This is a genomic window from Alkalispirochaeta alkalica DSM 8900 (genome assembly GCF_000373545.1).
Classification (GTDB): Bacteria; Spirochaetota; Spirochaetia; order DSM-27196; family Alkalispirochaetaceae; genus Alkalispirochaeta; species Alkalispirochaeta alkalica.
In genome coordinates, this window is record NZ_KB891691.1 from 262366 (window position 1) to 280132 (window position 17767).

Annotated in this window: 13 protein-coding genes and 1 other RNA gene; all 14 read right to left on the reverse strand. The window is 58.5% G+C overall.

Features of this window, described 5'->3' with window-relative positions; all coding sequences use genetic code 11:
• Positions 1 to 217: 217 nt before the first annotated feature.
• Positions 218 to 1528 carry a rod shape-determining protein RodA gene (gene rodA, locus B071_RS0101115; RefSeq protein WP_018525262.1) on the reverse strand — a complete coding sequence of 437 codons (1311 nt, stop codon included), beginning with the start codon at positions 1526 to 1528 and terminating at the stop codon, positions 218 to 220.
• Positions 1529 to 1568: 40 nt separating this feature from the next.
• Positions 1569 to 3413, reverse strand: a complete 1845-nt coding sequence (gene mrdA / locus B071_RS0101120) for a penicillin-binding protein 2 (protein WP_018525263.1) — start codon at positions 3411 to 3413, stop codon at positions 1569 to 1571.
• A gap of 4 nt (positions 3414 to 3417) precedes the next feature.
• A complete protein-coding gene (gene mreD / locus B071_RS0101125; RefSeq protein ID WP_018525264.1) occupies positions 3418 to 3912 on the reverse strand; it encodes a rod shape-determining protein MreD in 495 nt (164 codons plus the stop codon).
• Positions 3909 to 4808 carry a rod shape-determining protein MreC gene (mreC, locus tag B071_RS15180; RefSeq protein ID WP_018525265.1) on the reverse strand — a complete coding sequence of 300 codons (900 nt, stop codon included), beginning with the start codon at positions 4806 to 4808 and terminating at the stop codon, positions 3909 to 3911. The genes mreD and mreC overlap by 4 nt, the downstream gene beginning before the upstream one ends.
• 9 nt (positions 4809 to 4817) lie before the next feature.
• Positions 4818 to 5855: a rod shape-determining protein gene (locus B071_RS0101135; RefSeq protein WP_018525266.1), complete on the reverse strand. Its 1038-nt coding sequence runs from the start codon at positions 5853 to 5855 to the stop codon at positions 4818 to 4820.
• A 29-nt stretch (positions 5856 to 5884) separates the two neighbouring features.
• Positions 5885 to 6832 (reverse strand): tetratricopeptide repeat protein, encoded by a 948-nt coding sequence (locus B071_RS0101140; protein WP_018525267.1) that lies wholly within the window; start codon positions 6830 to 6832, stop codon positions 5885 to 5887.
• A 146-nt stretch (positions 6833 to 6978) separates the two neighbouring features.
• An RNA gene (gene rnpB / locus B071_RS18095) (RNase P RNA component class A) lies at positions 6979 to 7350 on the reverse strand.
• A 19-nt stretch (positions 7351 to 7369) separates the two neighbouring features.
• Positions 7370 to 8386, reverse strand: a complete 1017-nt coding sequence (locus B071_RS0101145; RefSeq protein ID WP_018525268.1) for a zinc ribbon domain-containing protein — start codon at positions 8384 to 8386, stop codon at positions 7370 to 7372.
• Between the two features lie 19 nt (positions 8387 to 8405).
• A complete protein-coding gene (rpoD, locus tag B071_RS0101150) occupies positions 8406 to 10223 on the reverse strand; it encodes an RNA polymerase sigma factor RpoD (protein WP_018525269.1) in 1818 nt (605 codons plus the stop codon).
• A complete protein-coding gene (gene dnaG, locus B071_RS0101155; protein ID WP_040586787.1) occupies positions 10216 to 12000 on the reverse strand; it encodes a DNA primase in 1785 nt (594 codons plus the stop codon). Before dnaG ends, rpoD begins: the two co-directional genes overlap by 8 nt.
• Before the next feature lie 2 nt (positions 12001 to 12002).
• Positions 12003 to 16049: an OmpA family protein gene (locus tag B071_RS0101160; protein ID WP_018525271.1), complete on the reverse strand. Its 4047-nt coding sequence runs from the start codon at positions 16047 to 16049 to the stop codon at positions 12003 to 12005.
• Positions 16046 to 16321 carry a hypothetical protein gene (locus B071_RS0101165; protein WP_018525272.1) on the reverse strand — a complete coding sequence of 92 codons (276 nt, stop codon included), beginning with the start codon at positions 16319 to 16321 and terminating at the stop codon, positions 16046 to 16048. The genes B071_RS0101160 and B071_RS0101165 overlap by 4 nt, the downstream gene beginning before the upstream one ends.
• The gene (locus tag B071_RS0101170) at positions 16314 to 17252 is read right to left on the reverse strand and encodes an MBL fold metallo-hydrolase (RefSeq protein ID WP_026244882.1); all 939 of its coding nucleotides are present in this window, start codon (positions 17250 to 17252) and stop codon (positions 16314 to 16316) included. Before B071_RS0101170 ends, B071_RS0101165 begins: the two co-directional genes overlap by 8 nt.
• Entirely contained in the window at positions 17252 to 17692 is a 441-nt protein-coding gene (locus tag B071_RS15185) for a YkgJ family cysteine cluster protein (RefSeq protein ID WP_040586892.1), read from the reverse strand. Before B071_RS15185 ends, B071_RS0101170 begins: the two co-directional genes overlap by 1 nt.
• Positions 17693 to 17767: the final 75 nt, after the last annotated feature.

The following is a 17767-nucleotide window of genomic DNA, read 5'->3' on the forward strand; positions in this document are numbered from 1 at the left end:
CCAGGGCAACCCTGAAAGAGGGATCGCTTTTCCTGATCGAACCGAACTCGCCTCCGATGTATCGCCCGGGTTGTTCGGCTTCATTAAGTTCTCGAAACAGATCCCGCTGGGGTTGTATTCTTCCGGTAATCAACCTGACCTCCTGCAGTTCCCCGAGAGAATTCGGGAACAGCTTCCGTATGATGTTTTATGTGTCTGCCACCTGCATCGAGCGTTTCTAGTACTGGTAGCGGTGCTGGTAGACGCTCATGACCATGCCCAGGCCGATGAGAGCGGTCCAGAGCGAGGATCCTCCGAAGGAGAGAAGAAGCAAAGGCAGCCCCGTGATCGGCATAAGGCCGATCGTCATGCCAATATTTACGAGAAAATGAAACACCATCATGGCAACAATGCCTGCCACAACAAGAGACGAGAAACGGTCCCGCGCCGAGACCATAACGTAGAGGGAACGCATCACGATCACTGCAAAAAGCAGGAAGACCAGGGCCGCTCCAATGAAACCCCACTCTTCTGCCAGAATGGAGAAGATAAAGTCTGTGCTCTGGGCAGGCAGATACTGGTAGTGACTCTGGGTACCTCTGAGAAAGCCCTTGCCGAAGAGCCCCCCCGATCCCACGGCCGTTATGGACTGGATGATATTCCATCCCGCTCCCTGGGGGTCAACGTAGGGGTTTACGAAGACCACGAGACGCATGATCTGATATTCCCGCAGGACCATCCGGGCCACATAGGAGAGAGGGATCGATGTCATTACCAGAGAGAGCGCGTAATTTATCCAGAAAAAGACCCTCTGGCGCGTCATGTACAAACCGATACTACTGACAAGGAGCGCTACCCCTGCCCCTCCCAAAAGATATCGCATGATCCGGATCTCGGTAAGGACAAGGATCGCCGCCGTGGGCCGATCCATGACGTGCTGAACCCAGAAGGGAACCACCGTGAACAATCCCGCAAGACTTACAAAGGCTGCCACGTAGGCCAGGTGCATCAGTTTCGCTCCGCCAAAAAAAGCTATTACCAGAAAAATCGGGAGATAGACCAGGGATGTCCCAAGATCAGGCTGGAGCAATACCAGGGCACTGGGCAGGGATGCCCAAAAAAGGCCGACGAGAAAGGTTCGAACTTTTTTTATCTCCTTTTTCCGATCACCAAAATAGCGTGCCAGGAAGAGGATTAAGGCCAGTTTTGCGAACTCCGAAGGCTGGATGCCGGCATGCCATANTCCAATCCAGCGTCGGGCTCCACTTACGACGCGACCGAAAAAGAGAGTCGCCACGAGAAGCACGAGGATCATGAAAAAATAGGATGAGGCAAAGCGGTAATGGAAGCGGTAATCAATAAACGTTACCAGGAACATCAGGATCAGACCGGACACAGCCCAGAGAATCTGACGAAGGTACTCGCGGCTTGCAATCTCCCCCGTCGCCGTGACGCCGCTGGAAAAGACAAAGAGAATACCTACCACCAGAAGCAGCACCGTGGCTACCACAATGTAGATATCCATTTCAAATATCGAGCGTGAGCGCATCACGATGGATCTCCCCTGTATTCCGCGGCCTGACCGCAGATTAATACCATAAGTAGCGAGGGCCCCGACGAAGATCAGCCACGGTCTCTGCGTAATCGAGACCCCTGAAATGCCCGTGGAAGATGATATTCGAGGCCTTGGGCGCCCACCACTCCCATTCGTTGGCAGCGTCGACCATAACGACCACCACGATCTGTTCTTCGGGAGGAACATCCTCACCGTAGGGCCCGTAGGCTGCAAACCAGCTGTGGTGGCGTCCGGCGATTCCTATCTGACTGGTTCCCGTTTTTCCCGCTATCTCTACCGCATTATTGATGATTACTACCTCGGCTGTTCCCTCGGTAATAACGGCGCGCATCTGGGCACGAGCATCCCGGAAGGTCTCGGCACTGATATCTGATCGCCGGATCACTTCAGGTTGCTGACGTTCGATGAGTGTTCCCGTGAGGGGATCGCGAATTTCCCGAAGCAAGTGCGGACGATAGGTGACGCCATCGTTGACAATCGTGGCGACCATGGACGCTACCTGAAGTGGCGTGACCTGCAGGTAGCCCTGGCCGATGGAAAAGTTGACCGTGTCCCCCCCTACCCAGCGAGCGTTCCGGGTCTGCTCTTTCCAGGCTGGCGAGGGCACAAGCCCAGGGTGTTCTCCCCGGACATCGATACCCGTAACGGAACCGAAACCGAGACGATAGGAATAGTCGATGATCTGATCAACCGAAAGGTGATGGGCCCCGATGGTGTAATAGAAGATGTTGCATGACTGGGCCAGAGCGGCAGTGATATCCACCGGGCCGTGTCCGGACTCGAGCCAGTCGTGAAAAACCCGGTTCCCGTAGGGAAATTCTCCGGTACANTGTATGGTCTCATTCCTGGGAAAGGCATCTTCCTCCATGATGGCTATGTTCATCAGGACCTTGAAGACCGAGGCGGGAGCGGCTGCACTCTGAACGGGACGATTCAGGAAAGGAGCCCGTCTATCCCGGGAAAGCCTGCGGAATTCGACATCTCCACCGGGACCGATAAAGAGATTTGGATCGTAGCGAGGATAGGTAACCAGGGAGAGGATCTCTCCCGTGGCTGGCCGCATCACCACGGCCGAGCCGATACGCGGCCCCAAGGCCTCCTGAACCAGCCTTTGAAGCCGGGCATCGATAGTAAGCACCAGATTCGAACCCTGGTCGGGAAGAACCAACTCATCCCCGTCCCGAACATGCCGTCCTCTGGCATCAACCAGACGGACCCGCCGCCCGTCGGTGCCGCGGAGGTGCTGGTCGTAGCGTTGCTCGATCCCGCTTTTCCCGATGATACTCGACGAGGTATAGCCCTCGTTGAAGAGCACCTGGAGCTCCTGGGGGGTGATATCTCCCACGTAGCCCACCACGTTCGACGCAAGAGCCCCCGCAGGGTAGACCCGCTCAGGTTTGCTGTACCAGCTCACTCCGGGGAAGGAATCGATNCGCTCTGCCACCAGGGTGAGCTCCTCCAGCGTCAGATTGCTGATAACNTCCACAGGAACAAAGAGCCCCCTGGCGGTGGTGCGATACCGCTCCAGGACCTGAAGCGGGTCACGGTTCAGAAGACGGGCGAGCTCCTCGATGATCTCTCTTTGTTCTCCCCGTGGCAGGTCGGCGGGAACAATGGTGATAGCAAAGGAATTGCGGTTTGTTGCCAGGGGTTGATCGTAGTGACGATCAAAAATCTGGCCCCGCTGTGCGAAGATCGGTTCGCTCCGTTGTGCCGTTGTCTGGGCCCGATGAAGGTAAATATAGCCATCCAGAACCTGCATCTGGAAGAGTTTCAGCAGATAGAGGGCGGCAATGCACGACAATCCCAGCGCAAAGAANAAGAGACGCTGGCGATCGATGACCTGCTTGTTTCCCATGGTCTCACCCCGAGCGCGGAGATAATCGCGCGAGAACCCTTCTCAGGATCATAAAGACTGTGGGAGCAAATACAACAGTTAGAAGTGCCTCGGTGAGGGTCGCCCAGGAGAAGACCCTCGGGGCGACGTGGTCAAGACGCAATATAAGCCCCAGGAGCAACGTCGTTCCCGTCTTTACGCCAAAGGCAAGCGTCGCCAGGAGCATGGGCATGATAAAGGCATCACCGCTGATCGCTCCCTGGGTTAGTCCCGCTACAGCGCTGTGGGAAAGGCGGATGATCGCCGAAAAACCGGGAGGTGACGCTCCCAGGGCGTCCTCGGCGAATCCCGTAAGGAAACCCGTAATCTGCCCCCGCTGTACACCCTGGTGGTGGGCAGAGAACAGGAGTACCAGGAGGACCAGGTCTGGGCTGAACCCCGCCAGATGGAACCCCGAAAGCCAGGTGGTCTGCAGCACAGCCAGTCCTGTCGCGATAAGGCCAAACCAGAGGGAGATCACGGGCTGCCTCCTTCGGAGGGATTCTGGCCTTCTTCAGAGGGATCCTCTGTCCCTGCCGGTTCTCCGGCAACGGGGCGGGAGGTCGCCACAAAGACATACTCCAGTTTGGAGAAGTCAACCAGGGGAGAGACGCTAATCTCCAGGCTCGGCTCGAAGGAGAGGGCGTCAACGCGCTCGACTCTCCCTATGGGCAGGCCTTCAGGGAAGATGGAATTCAAGCCGCTGGTTACCACCAGATCCTGGTATTGTATCTCGTTGCGGGCACTCCGGGGGACATAATGCATAACCAGGGGTTTATCCCGGGAACCGCTTCCTTGAAGGAGGCCTTCATGACGGGACGTGTCGAGGCGCCCCGAGACGTAGGCGTCAGCCGAGAAAACGGGAAGGACCACTGCGGTATTGAGGGAAACCGAGGCGACCTTGCCGGCCAGCCCTTCCCGGCCCGAGACAACGGCCAGAACGGTCTGTCCTGATCGTATGCCGTGCCTTCGCCCCCGGTTGATCGTGAAGGAGGCGAAATACTGCGACGCTTCGTGGGCGATCACTCGAGCCGAGACAACGGGAATCTGGGCGCGGGCAGCAAAACCGAGCTGTTCCCGCAACCGGGCGTTCTCACCCTCCAGCTGTTCAAGCTGGCCCCGCAAATTCCTGTACTCTTCGAGCTCGCCCAACAGGAGCTCGTGTTCTCTCCGCAAATCGCGAAGGGTTCCTACGGCCTGGACCGTCCCGGACACTCCCCGCCCGATAGCGGCAGCCCCCTGTTGCAGCCCCACCATGNCCCCCCCCACGAGGCGGTCGGGGCGAACCGGTACATCCCCCAGGTTCAGGGCCGCCAGAACGAGTCCTCCCGCGACCAGTCCGGCCGTAGTAAGCGAGGTTCTTACGACAGCTTTCATCTTCCGGCTCTAGAGGTTCGTGTAATCGTTCGCCCCACTTCTGAGGTTTTTGTCGTAATCAAAATACATACCAGCCCCGATTGCTACGCAGTTCATGGGGTCTTCGGCCCGAAAGACAGGAACTCCTGTCTCGGCGGCGATCAGAACGTCGAAACCTTTCAGGAGAGACCCCCCTCCGGTAAGGACGATTCCCCGTTCCACGATATCGGCTGCCAGCTCGGGGGGCGTGAGGCCCAGAGTGCGCTTCACCTCTTCCACAATAGCGGTGATCGGTTCCTGCAGGGCGTCCCGAACTTCGACGCTGTCGATTTCCAGCCGTCGGGGGAGGCCCGTGATCGCGTCGGTTCCCTTGATCTCCATCTTCTCGATCTTTTTATCGGCCGTGGCGTTGCCGATCTGTTTCTTCAGACCCTCGGCTGTGCCTTCACCGATGATAAGGTTGTGAACCGTGCGCACGTGCTTGATGATGGACTCGTCGAACTCGTCGCCACCCAGGCGAATCGCGTTGGTTACCACCATGCCGCCCAGAGAAATAACCGAGATCTCGCTGGTACCGCCCCCGATATCGCATACCATGTGTCCTGCCGGTTCGAAAATGGGGATATTGGCGCCGATCGCTGCTGCCAGGGATTCATCGATAACCCGAACCTCCCGCGCGCCGGCTTTCTCGGCGCTCTCCACAACGGCCCGTTTTTCCACATCGGTGATACACGAGGGAACACCGATGACCATGCGGGGTTTTACAAACCAGCGACGCTGGAGAACTTTCGAGATAAAATAGCGAATCATTTTCTCCGTGGTTTCCAGATCAGCGATTACGCCGTCCCGAAGAGGGCGTATGGCGATGATGTCGCCTGGTGTCTTCCAGAGCATCCGCTTTGCTTCCTCGCCCACGGCGACAACTTTCTTGGTTCCCCGTTCAACCGCTACAACCGAGGGTTCACTGGCAACGATGCCCTTCCCGCGGATATATACAAGTGTGTTGCACGTGCCAAGATCAATTCCAATATCGGTGGAAAAGGCGTTCAAAAAATTATTCTTGCCCATGAGTTTTTGTCCCCTCCAAGGTAGTGTGGCTAATATTCCTGTAAACGTTGAAAAGATTCAATATGATTCGGGTTCAGCCGCAGAGCTTCACGCCATTCGTAACGGGCGCGGTCCCGATGGCCTTCGNCCAGGTGAAGCTCTCCCAGCTGATAGCGNGCCTCGGCTGAGGTCGGGTTCAGTTCGAGCAATTCCTGGTAGGTCTTCCGGGCCTCGTCGTAGAGCCCCTGATCTCTTCTGGANCTTCCCAGGGTCAGATAGGCGTGTTGCCNCAGCACCGTGTCGGACCCCTCCGAAAGAAGATCCTGAAGCAGGGGCTCCGCCTCGTGATGATAGCCTTCCTGGACCAGGAGATCTGCCAGCATTACCTGGTGGACCGGTTCCCCTGAATCCTGCAGAAGCTCCCGAAAATATGCGATCGCTTTCGGGTAATGGTGGAGTTCGCTGTGGGCCAGGGCAAGATATTCCAGAAGATCGCTCTTTCTCATGCCCCGGTCGCGAGCCTTCTCGAGTTCGGCAATTGCTGCGTCGTAGAAATAGGCTCCCCGGTGNTAATAGGCCTTACCCAGAACGTATCTGATGTGGGGTTCGAAGGTGTCGGGCTGAACAAGCAGAGCCCGACGCAGGTCTTTCACTGCCGCCACGAGGAGCTCCTGCTTCCTCTCGTTGTCTACCGTCTCCAGGGCGAGGTAAAACCGGGAAAACCCCCGGAGCGTAAGCGAGAGCTCATCGAGAGGGCGCGCCTGAAGCTGTGCCGTCGCCAGGGCTATCACTCGCTCGTAGTCCCCCGCCTGCCAGTATTCCACCGCCGAGAGCGCACGATCGGTCTCGGTGAGGGGCAACACCGGTGAGCGGGCAACCAGAAGGAAAGTTAAACCAGTTCCCATGATCACAGCGCCCAGAGCGACGATACTCACGGTGAGAATCCTCCTCCCGTGGCGGGATCTGTGGGCCGGTACTCGGGACTGGGGTATTCTCATGCTCTCGCCTTCCTGTGGGGGTCTCTTCCCGGGAAGAACTGTGGCCTTCCAGAGAGATGGTTCCGGGACGATCCAGACTGTTCCGGTAATAATCGGGTATTCCGGAAAACCCCGTCCGTTCCGAAAACAACATGAAGAGGTCTCCGTGTGCAGAGAGGCCGGTAAGCCGGATTCTGTCGTTGGGTCACCATCTGTCTCGGCAAACTGTCTCCAGTTTGCTCCAGCAACCTACCCGCGGGCTCTGGGCGAGCAACCCACCCGCTGCTTGGTTTTGCTCCCGGCAAGGTTTACCATGACGCCCCCCGTTACCGGAAGGCCGGTGGGCTCTTACCCCACCGTTTCACCCTTACCCCGGTAGACACTGCGGCCAAACCGGGGCGGTCTNGTTTCTGTGGCACTCTCTCTTGTCACCCGGGAAATCCCGGGCGACCGCCGGCAATTAACCGGTACCGTGCTCTCCGGAGTCCGGACTTTCCTCCCGGCGAACACAGCCGCCGGGCGATGACCTGGCCTCTCCACACCCGGAAAGAACTGTCCCTAATCGTCCAGTTCTTCCTCATCCTCTTCTTCGTCGAAGTCGTCTTCGTCTTCCAGGGCTTCATCCTCGTCGTCGAGGAGAGAATCTTCCTCGTCATCGTCGAGGAGGTCGTCCTCTTCTTCGTCCTCATCTTCATCGTCGTCATCGGTCATGTGGCTCATGACACGCCGCTCCGTCGCCTCGTAGCCAACGAGATCGTCCTCACCGAAGAGGTCGTCGTCGAAGTCATCATCTACCAGGTCAGAGAGACCTTCTTCATCGGAATCGGAGAAGCCCGGTTCCTCGAAGTCATCGAGATCGTCGCTGAAGAACACGATCTTGGAGCAGTAGGGACAGAACTGGATGTCGTTCCCCATGCGGACGTCGTTCACAAACTGGTTCGGCAGGATCATCTGGCACCCGTTGCAGACGCCATTTCTGATCGGAACGATACCCTCGCCTCCCTTGCTGCGAACGATACGTTCGAACTTGAACAACAGGTCATCGCCCAGACCAGGNACTGTCTTCTGTTCCTGGTCTGCCAACTCCTGCAGAAGCCGGGTCCGTTCTTCCGTGTCAGAGTCGATTTTTGCCCGTTCCGCTGCCAGGTCCTCTTCTTCGGCCTTGATCATCGCTTCTTCCCGTTCGAGGCGCGTCTTCTGCTCCTGAAGGTCCTTCTCTTCGCGCTGCAGATCCTTGCGGTACTGCTGTTCCCGGTCCGAGGCGTCCCTGATTTCCTTCTCCAGAGCGTCGTATTCCCGGGCTGTAGTGATCTGGTCCATCTGGGACTCGTATTTTTCCCGGTCGGCCTCTGCCTCCTGGAGACGAACCCTGAGATCTGCCACGCTCTTGCGGCTGGTCTCATAGCGTTCGTTTTTTTCAACGAAGGATTTTTTAAGCCGGCTTACGAGTTCCTTTTTTGTGGCCANGGTCCGTGGCAGCTCTTCTATCTCCCGCTGAACAGCAAACTTCTGGGAGAGAATATCCTGAAGGACTTTCAGTTTTTCGATCGTATCTTCTATGGTCGTCATGGTCATCCTCTTAATTGGTCATTCTCTAATTATCGAGATAATCTTTCAGCCGTCGACTTCGTCGCGGATGGCGCAACCGCCGGAGCGCCTTGGCTTCAATCTGCCGAATNCGCTCCCGGGTCACGTTAAAGTAGAGCCCCACCTCTTCCAGGGTCAGGGAGTAGCCGTCNTCAAGGCCGAACCGCATTTTTAGNACCTCCTGTTCCCGCGGAGGAAGGGTGTCCAGAACCCCGCTGAGCTGCTCCTGGAGCAGGGTAAAGGCGGTCTGGTGAGCAGGATTCTCAACCTCCTTATCCTCAATGAAATCTCCCAGGAGCGAGTCTTCTTCCTCGCCGATGGGGGTCTCAAGAGATATCGGCTCCCGGGCCACATTCTTGACCGATTTCACCCGGGGCACGGTCCAGCCGAGTCGCTCTGCCACTTCTTCGTCCGAGGGTTCTCTTCCCAGAACCTGCATGAGCTGACGCGATTCTCGCACAACTTTATTGATTTGCTCAATCATGTGAACAGGAACGCGAATTGTTCTGGCCTGGTCCGAGATGGATCGGGTGATCGCCTGGCGTATCCACCAGGTGGCGTAGGTGGAGAACTTGTATCCCTTGCGGTACTCGAACTTCTCCACGGCCTTTATAAGGCCGATGTTTCCTTCCTGGACCAGGTCAAANAAGTGGAGTCCCCGGTTGGTGTATTTCTTGGCGATGCTCACAACGAGCCGCAGGTTGGCCTGGATGAGCTTGTCCTTGGCGGTCTGCATCATGACGCGACCGCGCTCTATCTCNAGAGCCATCTCCAGAATGTTGTCGATGGAGTTCTCGAAGGTGAACTCCAGCTCCCGGAGTTTCTTTTCTGTCACCTGAATCTGGCGAATCTTCTCTTTTATCTGATCTGCCGAGAGACCGAGCTCGTCCTCTATGGTTGCCCTTTTGGAGGTTACCGCCAGCCCTCTNCCCAGGGTCCGAAGCTCCCGCATGTTTGAAACACGCAGGCGTTTTTCCACACGGGCCTGCTCTTCGCGATACCGGTGGATGTGGCGNGCTGCCCTGGCAAAACGATCGCTGAAACGGATGATCTCGTCCTGGTGTATTTCGACCCTGGACAGGATTTCCAGAAGGGCATCCCGACGATTNGAGAGGGTCTCATCGCGGAGAATATCGATGCCTTTTTCGTAGGTTTTTTGTTTAAGCTCCATGTAGGCCCGGAGATCTCCCAGGACTTCTTTCATGGATTCCCGATAGAACTGATTGAGCCGCCGGCGTTCCGCGAGATACTCGGAGATTTCTTTCTTGGAGAATCCCAGTTCACGGGGATCTTCCTTCTTGAAAGTTCGCTCGGCCAGATCGTGAAATTCGGGGATAATCATGCCGCTGCAACGGATGACGGTCTTGATGATTCCCTCGCCCTCCTCCATGCTTTTGGAGAGCTCGACTTCCTGTTCTGCCGTAAGGAGGTTTTCCCGACCTATCTCCCGCAGGTACAAACGTATGGGGTCGTCGATTGCGGCGTCCTTGTCCCCCACAATAACCCGCTTGGTTCGGTCGACTGTCGCCACGGGTCCGCCTGGGGAATCGGCACTATCTTCTTCGGAAGTATCCTCGTCGTCTTCGTCGGACTCGTCCAGGTCCTGTTCGTCCTCATCGGTGTCTGTTGTGGACGACTCTTCCTCCACGGCCTCCTCGAGAACGACGTTGTGCTGCGCCAGAAGGGCCAGCACACCTTCTATCTTGTCGGAGTTCACTATGGAGTCAGGGAGAAAATCGTGGACTTCGTCGTAACTTATGGATGTCTTCGATTTTGCATAATCAATCAGCCGTTCAACAGCAGGTTCATTTTGCAGATCAGTCATCAGACCTCGCCTTTACCTGTAACAGTTCCTGATCAACAACCATCTTCTGTTCCAATAGGTGCCTCATCTTTTGCGGCTCGTTTGCTGTGACCGCCCGTATTGCAGATTCCAGTTCCCGCTGCTGTGCTTCGAGCTTCCGGACGCGAATGTTCCGAACCGCCCCGTCGATATCTTTCTTGCTCCACCCCTCGTACTCTCCCGATGTGAGCCGAAGGAGTATCTCCTCGCGGAGAGGGTCCTCCTGGAGTCGATCGAGAACGCCCTGAGGAAGGGGTTCCTCCTGACGAAGTGACTCATCGGCGAGGAGGAAGAGGCGTCGCGCGTCGGAATCGCTCAAATCGTCCGGGGCTATTGACTCGCGCAGATATACAAAAAGCTCGCTCCGTTGCGTACAGGCGAGCACCAGTGTGTAATCTCGACGCTGTCTTCGTTCTGTCGGCCCGGTGCCACGCTCCTCCACTTGCCCCTGGCCCCGCCGGTACGGAGAGGCTTCACTCCCGGAGATCCACCGTCTCAGATCGGAGCGGATCGCCCCGGCAGAAACTCGCACGACATCACTTGCCTGCTCAAGCATAGCCTCGCGACGAACCTCGGATTTTACCATGGTAATATACGGGAAGACTTTACGCAACAGCAAATCCCTGCTCCGCTCGTTTCGGGGATCAAAGTCCCGGGAAGCCATTGCGAGGAGGTACTCGAAAGCAGGAACCCGCTCCAGGGCTTTCTGGCGAAGTGCGTCAGGCCCCTGGTCACGGTAGATCTCTGCGGGATCTTTTCCGGACTCCATGGAAAGAACATAACACCCAAGCTCGAATTTTTCCACAATGAGAGCAGCCCGAAAACTCGCCTCGATTCCTGCGGAATCGGCGTCGAAGACCAGAACGATCTCGTGAACCCAGCGCCTGAGCAGCCGGACCTGCTCCTCCGTGAGAGCCGTCCCCAGGGGGGCCACTACGTTTTTGACTCCGCTCTGGTGCAGGGCGATCACGTCGGTGTAGCCCTCGGCGATGTAGGCGCAACGCGTGGTGCGCAGGCTCTCCCGGGCCTGGGGGAGGCCGTAGAGCACCTCTTTCTTGTTGTAGATCAGCGTGTCGGGGCTGTTCATGTATTTTGCCCTGTCGTCGGGATTCATGGACCTTCCCCCAAAGGCCACTACCCGACCCTGGCTGTCAGCGATAGGAAAGATGATGCGATCGCGAAAAAGAGGATACCGGGGATGCTTCTTCGAGAAGAGGCCGCTTTTCTCGAGAAATGTGGGGCTGTAGGATTTTGATCTGAGGAACCGGTGGAGCCAGACCCCCGAGTCCGGAGCGTACCCCAGCTCAAAGGTCGTGCACGACTCCTCCTCAATCCCCCGTTCTCTCAGGTAACGCAGAGCTGCAGCTCCCGCAGGTTCCCCGAGAAACCACGAAAAAGTCCGGGTCACACGCTTGTAGAGTTCGTAGAGCGCGACGCGATCCTTCTCCTGGGGGTCCGGCGCGGCTTCTTCCAAGAGGGGAATCCCAGCTTTTTCGGCCAGAAAGACCACCGTTTCGGGAAAGGAAAGCCCTTCCATCTCGGCGACAAAGCTGAAGAGATCGCCTCCCTTTTGTGTGGAAAAACAGTAGTAAAACCCCTCCTGGGGCTTTACCGTGAAGGAGGGAGTTTTCTCCGTCTTGAAGGGGCTCAGACCCCACCACCGGTCTCCTTTCTGCTTCAGCGTTGTGTAGGCTCCTACCACCTCAACCATGTCGAGCCGGTCCCGTATCCGCTGGAGTACTTCCCTGGAATACTTCATCGTCACCGTTTCAGAATGAAATCAACACGCCGGTTCCTCCACCGCTGTACCTCGTCGTCGTGGGGAACGAGTGGATCAGCCCCCCCACGCCCCTCGGCAGAGAGACGTCGCGCCGGGATACCTTCGTCAATCAGGGCCGTTCGAACCTGGAGAGCTCGCTGTCTGGAAAGGGGCAACAACTCTTCGCGATGCTCCCGCTCGGTGCCGGTCAGGTTCACGGCGTGACCTTCCACGAGGATCGCGTAATCGGGAAAGCGTCGCAGGATTTCGGCCAGACGCTGTACCACGGCCCGGTTCTTTGCTCCCGTCTCTGAAGCGGGGTCAAGATCGAGCACTGCCGAGTCGGGAGGGAAGATGATGCTCGGTATCTGGATGCGGTAGCCCGATCCAAACCGCTCGAGCAGGATATCCACGAGGAGCCTCCCCTCTTCCACCCGGGTGTTCCCCAGCACATCGGCGACTTCCAGGCGCCAGGGGTATTCTTCGGCGGACATCACAAGCTCTCCGTTACGCGCCCTGCCGTCCCAGCGAATCCTCTCGGGAGGAGCTCCCCGGCCGCCAAGATCGTAGAAGAACTCTCCAGCGGGGTCAAATATTTCGAGAACCCAATACTGGAGAGGGCTCTCGTCAACAGCAGCGATCTCGAAAGTGACCGTATCGTCGATGCCGTCACCGTCGGGAGAAAAGGGCTGGGGAGAGACCGTTACCGAAAGTTCGGGAGCGGTGCTGTCCAGCAGAACCGGTGGTGACAGAGCCTCCACCCGGGGGCCATGGCGATATACGGCCTGGAGTCGTGCCGTATAGGATTCGTCGGGAACGATATCCCCGGTGCGCTGGTCTGTCCCATCCCAGGCAACAGGCTGAGGGGCTTCCCCCTGCATACCCTCCCGGAAAAGAACCACTTCGCCCCGGGGCGAGAGAATCTCCAGGGACCAGCCAAGAAGCCCCTCTTCAACGGGAAGGACGGGTGTGAAGACCACCTCCTGAACCGCCGACGAGCCGGGCGAGAACGCCCCGGCACTGATACGGACAAAGCCACTTACAGGACGGGTATCGACCTGAAAGGAAAGAGTCTCGGAACGCCCCAGATTCCCCGCCTCGTCTTCAGCCTCCAGAACGATCGTGTAATCGCCGTCGGGNAGAATTGTTCCATCGGCCGCGCGGGGGAGCCAGGAATACTCGCCCGGGGCAGGATCGGGCAATCGGGCGTCGATTTCCCGATCATCACGAAAGAGACGGTATCGGGCGGTGGCGGCTCCCTCGATCGTGGGCGAGAGGATCAGTTCGTCCTGTTGCCCGTCTCCATCGGGAGAGACGATCTCCGGATGCGTCCGAAGCGAGACACGGGGGGGCTCGGTGAGCAACCGGAAGGGCGTTGATTCCGCCCTGACAGTTCCCCTCTGCGGAACCGATGCCTCCAGAAGCGCGTGGTAGGAACCATCCACAGCAGGGACACCCCCGTCGGTTCTCCCATCCCAGAGCACCCGGGACGGCAAGGGGAGAGATCCGGAGAAACGTCGCACCTCCTCCCCCGTCTCGAGGGAAACAATGCGTACCGCGAACTCTCCCTCCTGACCCAGGCCGGGAGGACCTGCNAGGATGAGGGGCATCACATCGAACCGACCGTTTCCGGTGGGCCCAAAAACAGACCGTGCGGGAGCAAGGGCAACACCGCCCAACCGTTCCANAACGGTCAGGGGCNGATCGGGAGAAACGCCGGTGTTTCCTGCCCGATCACGGGCGTAGAGGCGGACCGTATAGTCCTGGGGAGGGAGAAATTCCCCCTCCTCGGTGAGGAGATCCCAATAATACCGCTCCGGCGGAACCTGCCAGGAACGAATGAGCAGGGGTGCCCCCTCGCCTTCGGCGAGACGGGGGATCGCGTAGAGTTCTGTCACGACCGCCGTCTCGTCCTTCTCGATGTAGAAGGTGATCATTCCCTGTTCCTCGGGCTGAACCAGGGGGCGATCAACGGCCAATCCAACCACGGGCGGAACCGTNTCCACCGTAATCGCATCGGAGAGATATTCGGCTCGAACTCCGCTACGGTAGTGACTGGTCCCCCGAACCGTATAGATTCCATCAGCGGGAAACGCTTCCTGCCCCAGCAGAATCTCCTCGGGCGGAAGATCGATCCCGCTCCACCAGGCTGTAACGGTCCCCTCCTCATCCAGGACCTGGATGGACCACTCCCGAAGGCCAATCACCGGCTCCAGATGCGGAGTCAGGAGGATCTCNCTTCGGTCNCCCCCTCCCGAGGGTGAGACGATCGTGTCCGAGAGAGCCACCGTAAAACGGGGCCGCACGGACTGCAGAAAGATCGGCGGGGTCCTGGCAGCCCCCCTGTTTCCCAGGGCGTCGGAAGCCTCGACCTGGATGCGATACGCTCCTTCGGGAAGTCTGGAACCCTCCCTGTCTGTTCCGGCCCAACGGATCGCAAGGGCGTGGTCGCCGTTGGCTCTTCCGGGTTCTCCCGTCAGGGGCAGGACCTCCCGCCCCGCCTCGTCGACCACGTAAACCGAGAGTCTNTCCACATCCTCATAGCGCAGGACAACCTCGATCTCCTCCTGGGGAGCTACCAGAATCTCCCGTTCCTCCCCGGATTGATCCCCCGAGGGAGGTCCATCGGTATCGAGAGACCGGAAAAACTGCTCCTCGCCTCGGGACGTGCCGTCCATGGCAACGGGAACGATCGTNCCNTCCAGACGCGGCGGGGTACTGTCTACCCGGACAACCCAGGGGGAGAGCTCTGTTATGTTGCCCGAACGGTCTTCAGCCTGGACTTCCAGGTAATAGACGCCGTCGGGGACATCGTCGTACACGTTCCAGTGGATCTCTCCCGATATTCTCCGGGGCCAGAGGTCAGAGGTCAGGCGTTCGGTTATCGTTCCCGTGGGAACCGTCGAGACCAGGGGGGTGAGTGTCCACTCGCGGAGAATCTCACCATCCAGATCAACCAGCCGCGAACGGACTTCCCGTATCGCCCGACTGTCCCTGGCGCGAATCGAGAGAGAGAGTTCGGAGTCCTTGCCCCGGGCCGAGAGGGCCACATGGCGCGGCTCCCGTTCTTCAGGAGATTCCATCAGAGCCGTTACCCGGGGGGGGGCAAGATCGGTGGTATCGAAGGCAGCATCGAGCTCCAGACCGAGAAGAACATTGCCGTCGCGATCGGGCTGGACCGTGCCGTAGGCGCGCGGCCTGGGCNCGCGCGCCGGGGAACCCCGGTCCAGGGGGAAGGTCATACCCAGGGAGAAGCCGGGCCAGAGGGCCCCCTCGTCCTCCCCGAAGGTTGTTCTCCAGCCGATATGGGCGGCAGCTCCCCCGGAGAACACCAGGGAAGCCCCCAAGTCGAGTCCGACTCCTCCAAACCCGGGAGCCCGCAGAGCTGCGGAGAGATCGAGGGTGAGTTCTTCGGTCTCTACAGCGCGGGCCCGTAATCCCGCCAGAGGGGTAAAGGCAGGAATCAGGGGATCGTAGGAATCACGGGCGGCAGCCACGCCGATGTTCAGGAGTGCTGCGTGGAGATCAACCCTGGAGACATCCCGGAAAACCCCCAGATCGTAACGAAACCCCAGGTCGATCCCGGCACCGATCCTGGTCCCATCGTCGGAATCTGCTACCACGAGCCCCGCACCGGCCCCGCCCGAGAGGCGACTGCCCAGGGGGCGGGCCATGGAAAGAACCGTACGCACATGGTATCCCGTGTCATCGGCAAGAAAGGATCCCCCGCCGTTCCAGACAGCACGACGGCCCGGTACGACCGTTGCGATCGCTCCGCCGGCCCGTTCTGTTCCGGCTGTGACACCTCCTGCAGCAGCCAGGCGGGCCTCCTGGGCCAGGGCGTGCAGATGAGGCAAGGCGAGCCCGCTCAGGGGGTTGGACTGGCGATACTGCCCCGAAAGGGGGGCTCCCGCCGAGGAAGGGTGCCAGAGCGTCCAGGCCTGGTCGGTTGCGGGGTCCTGGCCATCGGCGAAGAGGGGGGCACCCCCGCCCGGGAAGATACCCGCCAGCAGGATCATCAGAAGAACGAACAAACCGGAGTATTTCATGTGACACCACCTGTGCGGCTCGAAAGGGTTTGCCGGCCCTTCTTGTGTCGCCCCTGGTTCTGGTTGCCCCCCTGGCTGTGCCGGGAGGAAGGACTGGCGCTTTCCAGCAGGGACTCCATCTCCTGAATCGAATGGACGGCAAAGAGGCGTCGTTCCAGGCGGAGAAGAAATTCTGCCAGCACCGGTTCGATGATTTCTTCCTGGTTTCTCAGGTGTTTCATCAGGGCCATCGCTTCATCGTGAGAAAGAGAGAAAAAATCGGTATCAGACATCTACGGTCGCTCCCTCCCGTGCAAGAAAGACAGCCAGATCCCGTCCCTGAAGGCCCGCGGCATACTGCCGGGCGGCCTGGAGATTCTGTTCCAGCTTGCGATCGCTGTACCGGGGTTCGTGGTGAAAAAGGTACAACGCCTTTGTCTGCCAGGCCTTGGCGAAATCTACGGCCAGGCTGAACGAGGAATGGCCCCAGTTTATTTTTTCGATCGCCTCGTCCAGAGTATACTGGGCATCAAGAATCATAGCGTCAATACCCGAGAAAAAATCTTCGTTTGCCTGGTTCTGGACAAAGGAATCGTCGGTCAATTCTACGTCGGTGATGTAGGCGAAGGACCGACCCCGGTAATCTACGCGATAGCCAAAGGACCGGCCCGGATGATTCAGCTCCTTCCACCGGAGCTTTGCACCGTGAAGAGTTATTGCCCGGGAATCCAGCCTGTGAAAGACCAGGTGTGGTGTCATGGCACCCGCCATGGTTACGGGGAAATAGGGATCCCTCATCTGGTTGCGCAGGATTGCCTCCAGATCTTCCCGGGGGCTGTAAAAATGAATAGTCACCGAGGGGTCGTAGGCAGCGAGAAAAAAAGGAAGCCCCTGAATGTGGTCGAAGTGAAAATGGGTAAAAAAAAGATGAACCTCCCGCAGGGGCTGTTCCTGATGGTGGTATCCCAGGTTGATGATACCCGTCCCGGCATCAAAGACGATGGGACACCCCGGTTCGATCTCGAGTTCGACGCAGGCGGTGTTCCCGCTGGTGGTACCGAAGAGCCACGCCGGAAGCGAGNCGAGAAAGCGCTCCCTCGACTCGGCCGAGACAAGATCGACGGGACGAACCCGCTGGATTACCGTCGCAATTTTGCTCTGCACCGCCCCTGGCGTGAGCGCCGTGGGATGGGAGCCGCGACTGCCCCAAACGGTAAAACGCATTACTTCCTCCCCGGGCCCGAACGAGGGCGTGTGATCGGCCCCTGGCGCTGACGCTCCCGCAAGGCCCGTTTTTCCGCGAGAAAAGACACCTTTTCCCCGATGCCTATCCCCGGACAGGAGAGGGCCTCCTGCTCCCAGCCCCGGGGTTCCTCCANGATATGCCTCCAGAGAGGATAGGTTCGACACTGGAGCGGGCGGGCTTCGTAGACGATACACCCCCCGTCTCTCCAGAAAACGCAATCGTGGTTTGGCTGCTCCCGCAGAGAGAGCTGATCTTCCCCGCCCAGAGGGACCCAGCGGCAGTACTCCTCCACGATCCGGGCTTCTTTCTGCCCGAGAAATGCCGTGAGTTGTTCAAGGTCCTGGGGAGAGAGAAAGACATACCCCTCCTCGTAGCGGCAGCAGATGCCACACTGGGTGCAAAAAAAACGCTTCTCCATCGCCTGCAATGATACCACAAAGGGGAAAAAAAAATCCCTCTTGCCGTGAAGAACTCCACGATAAGAAGGATTTTT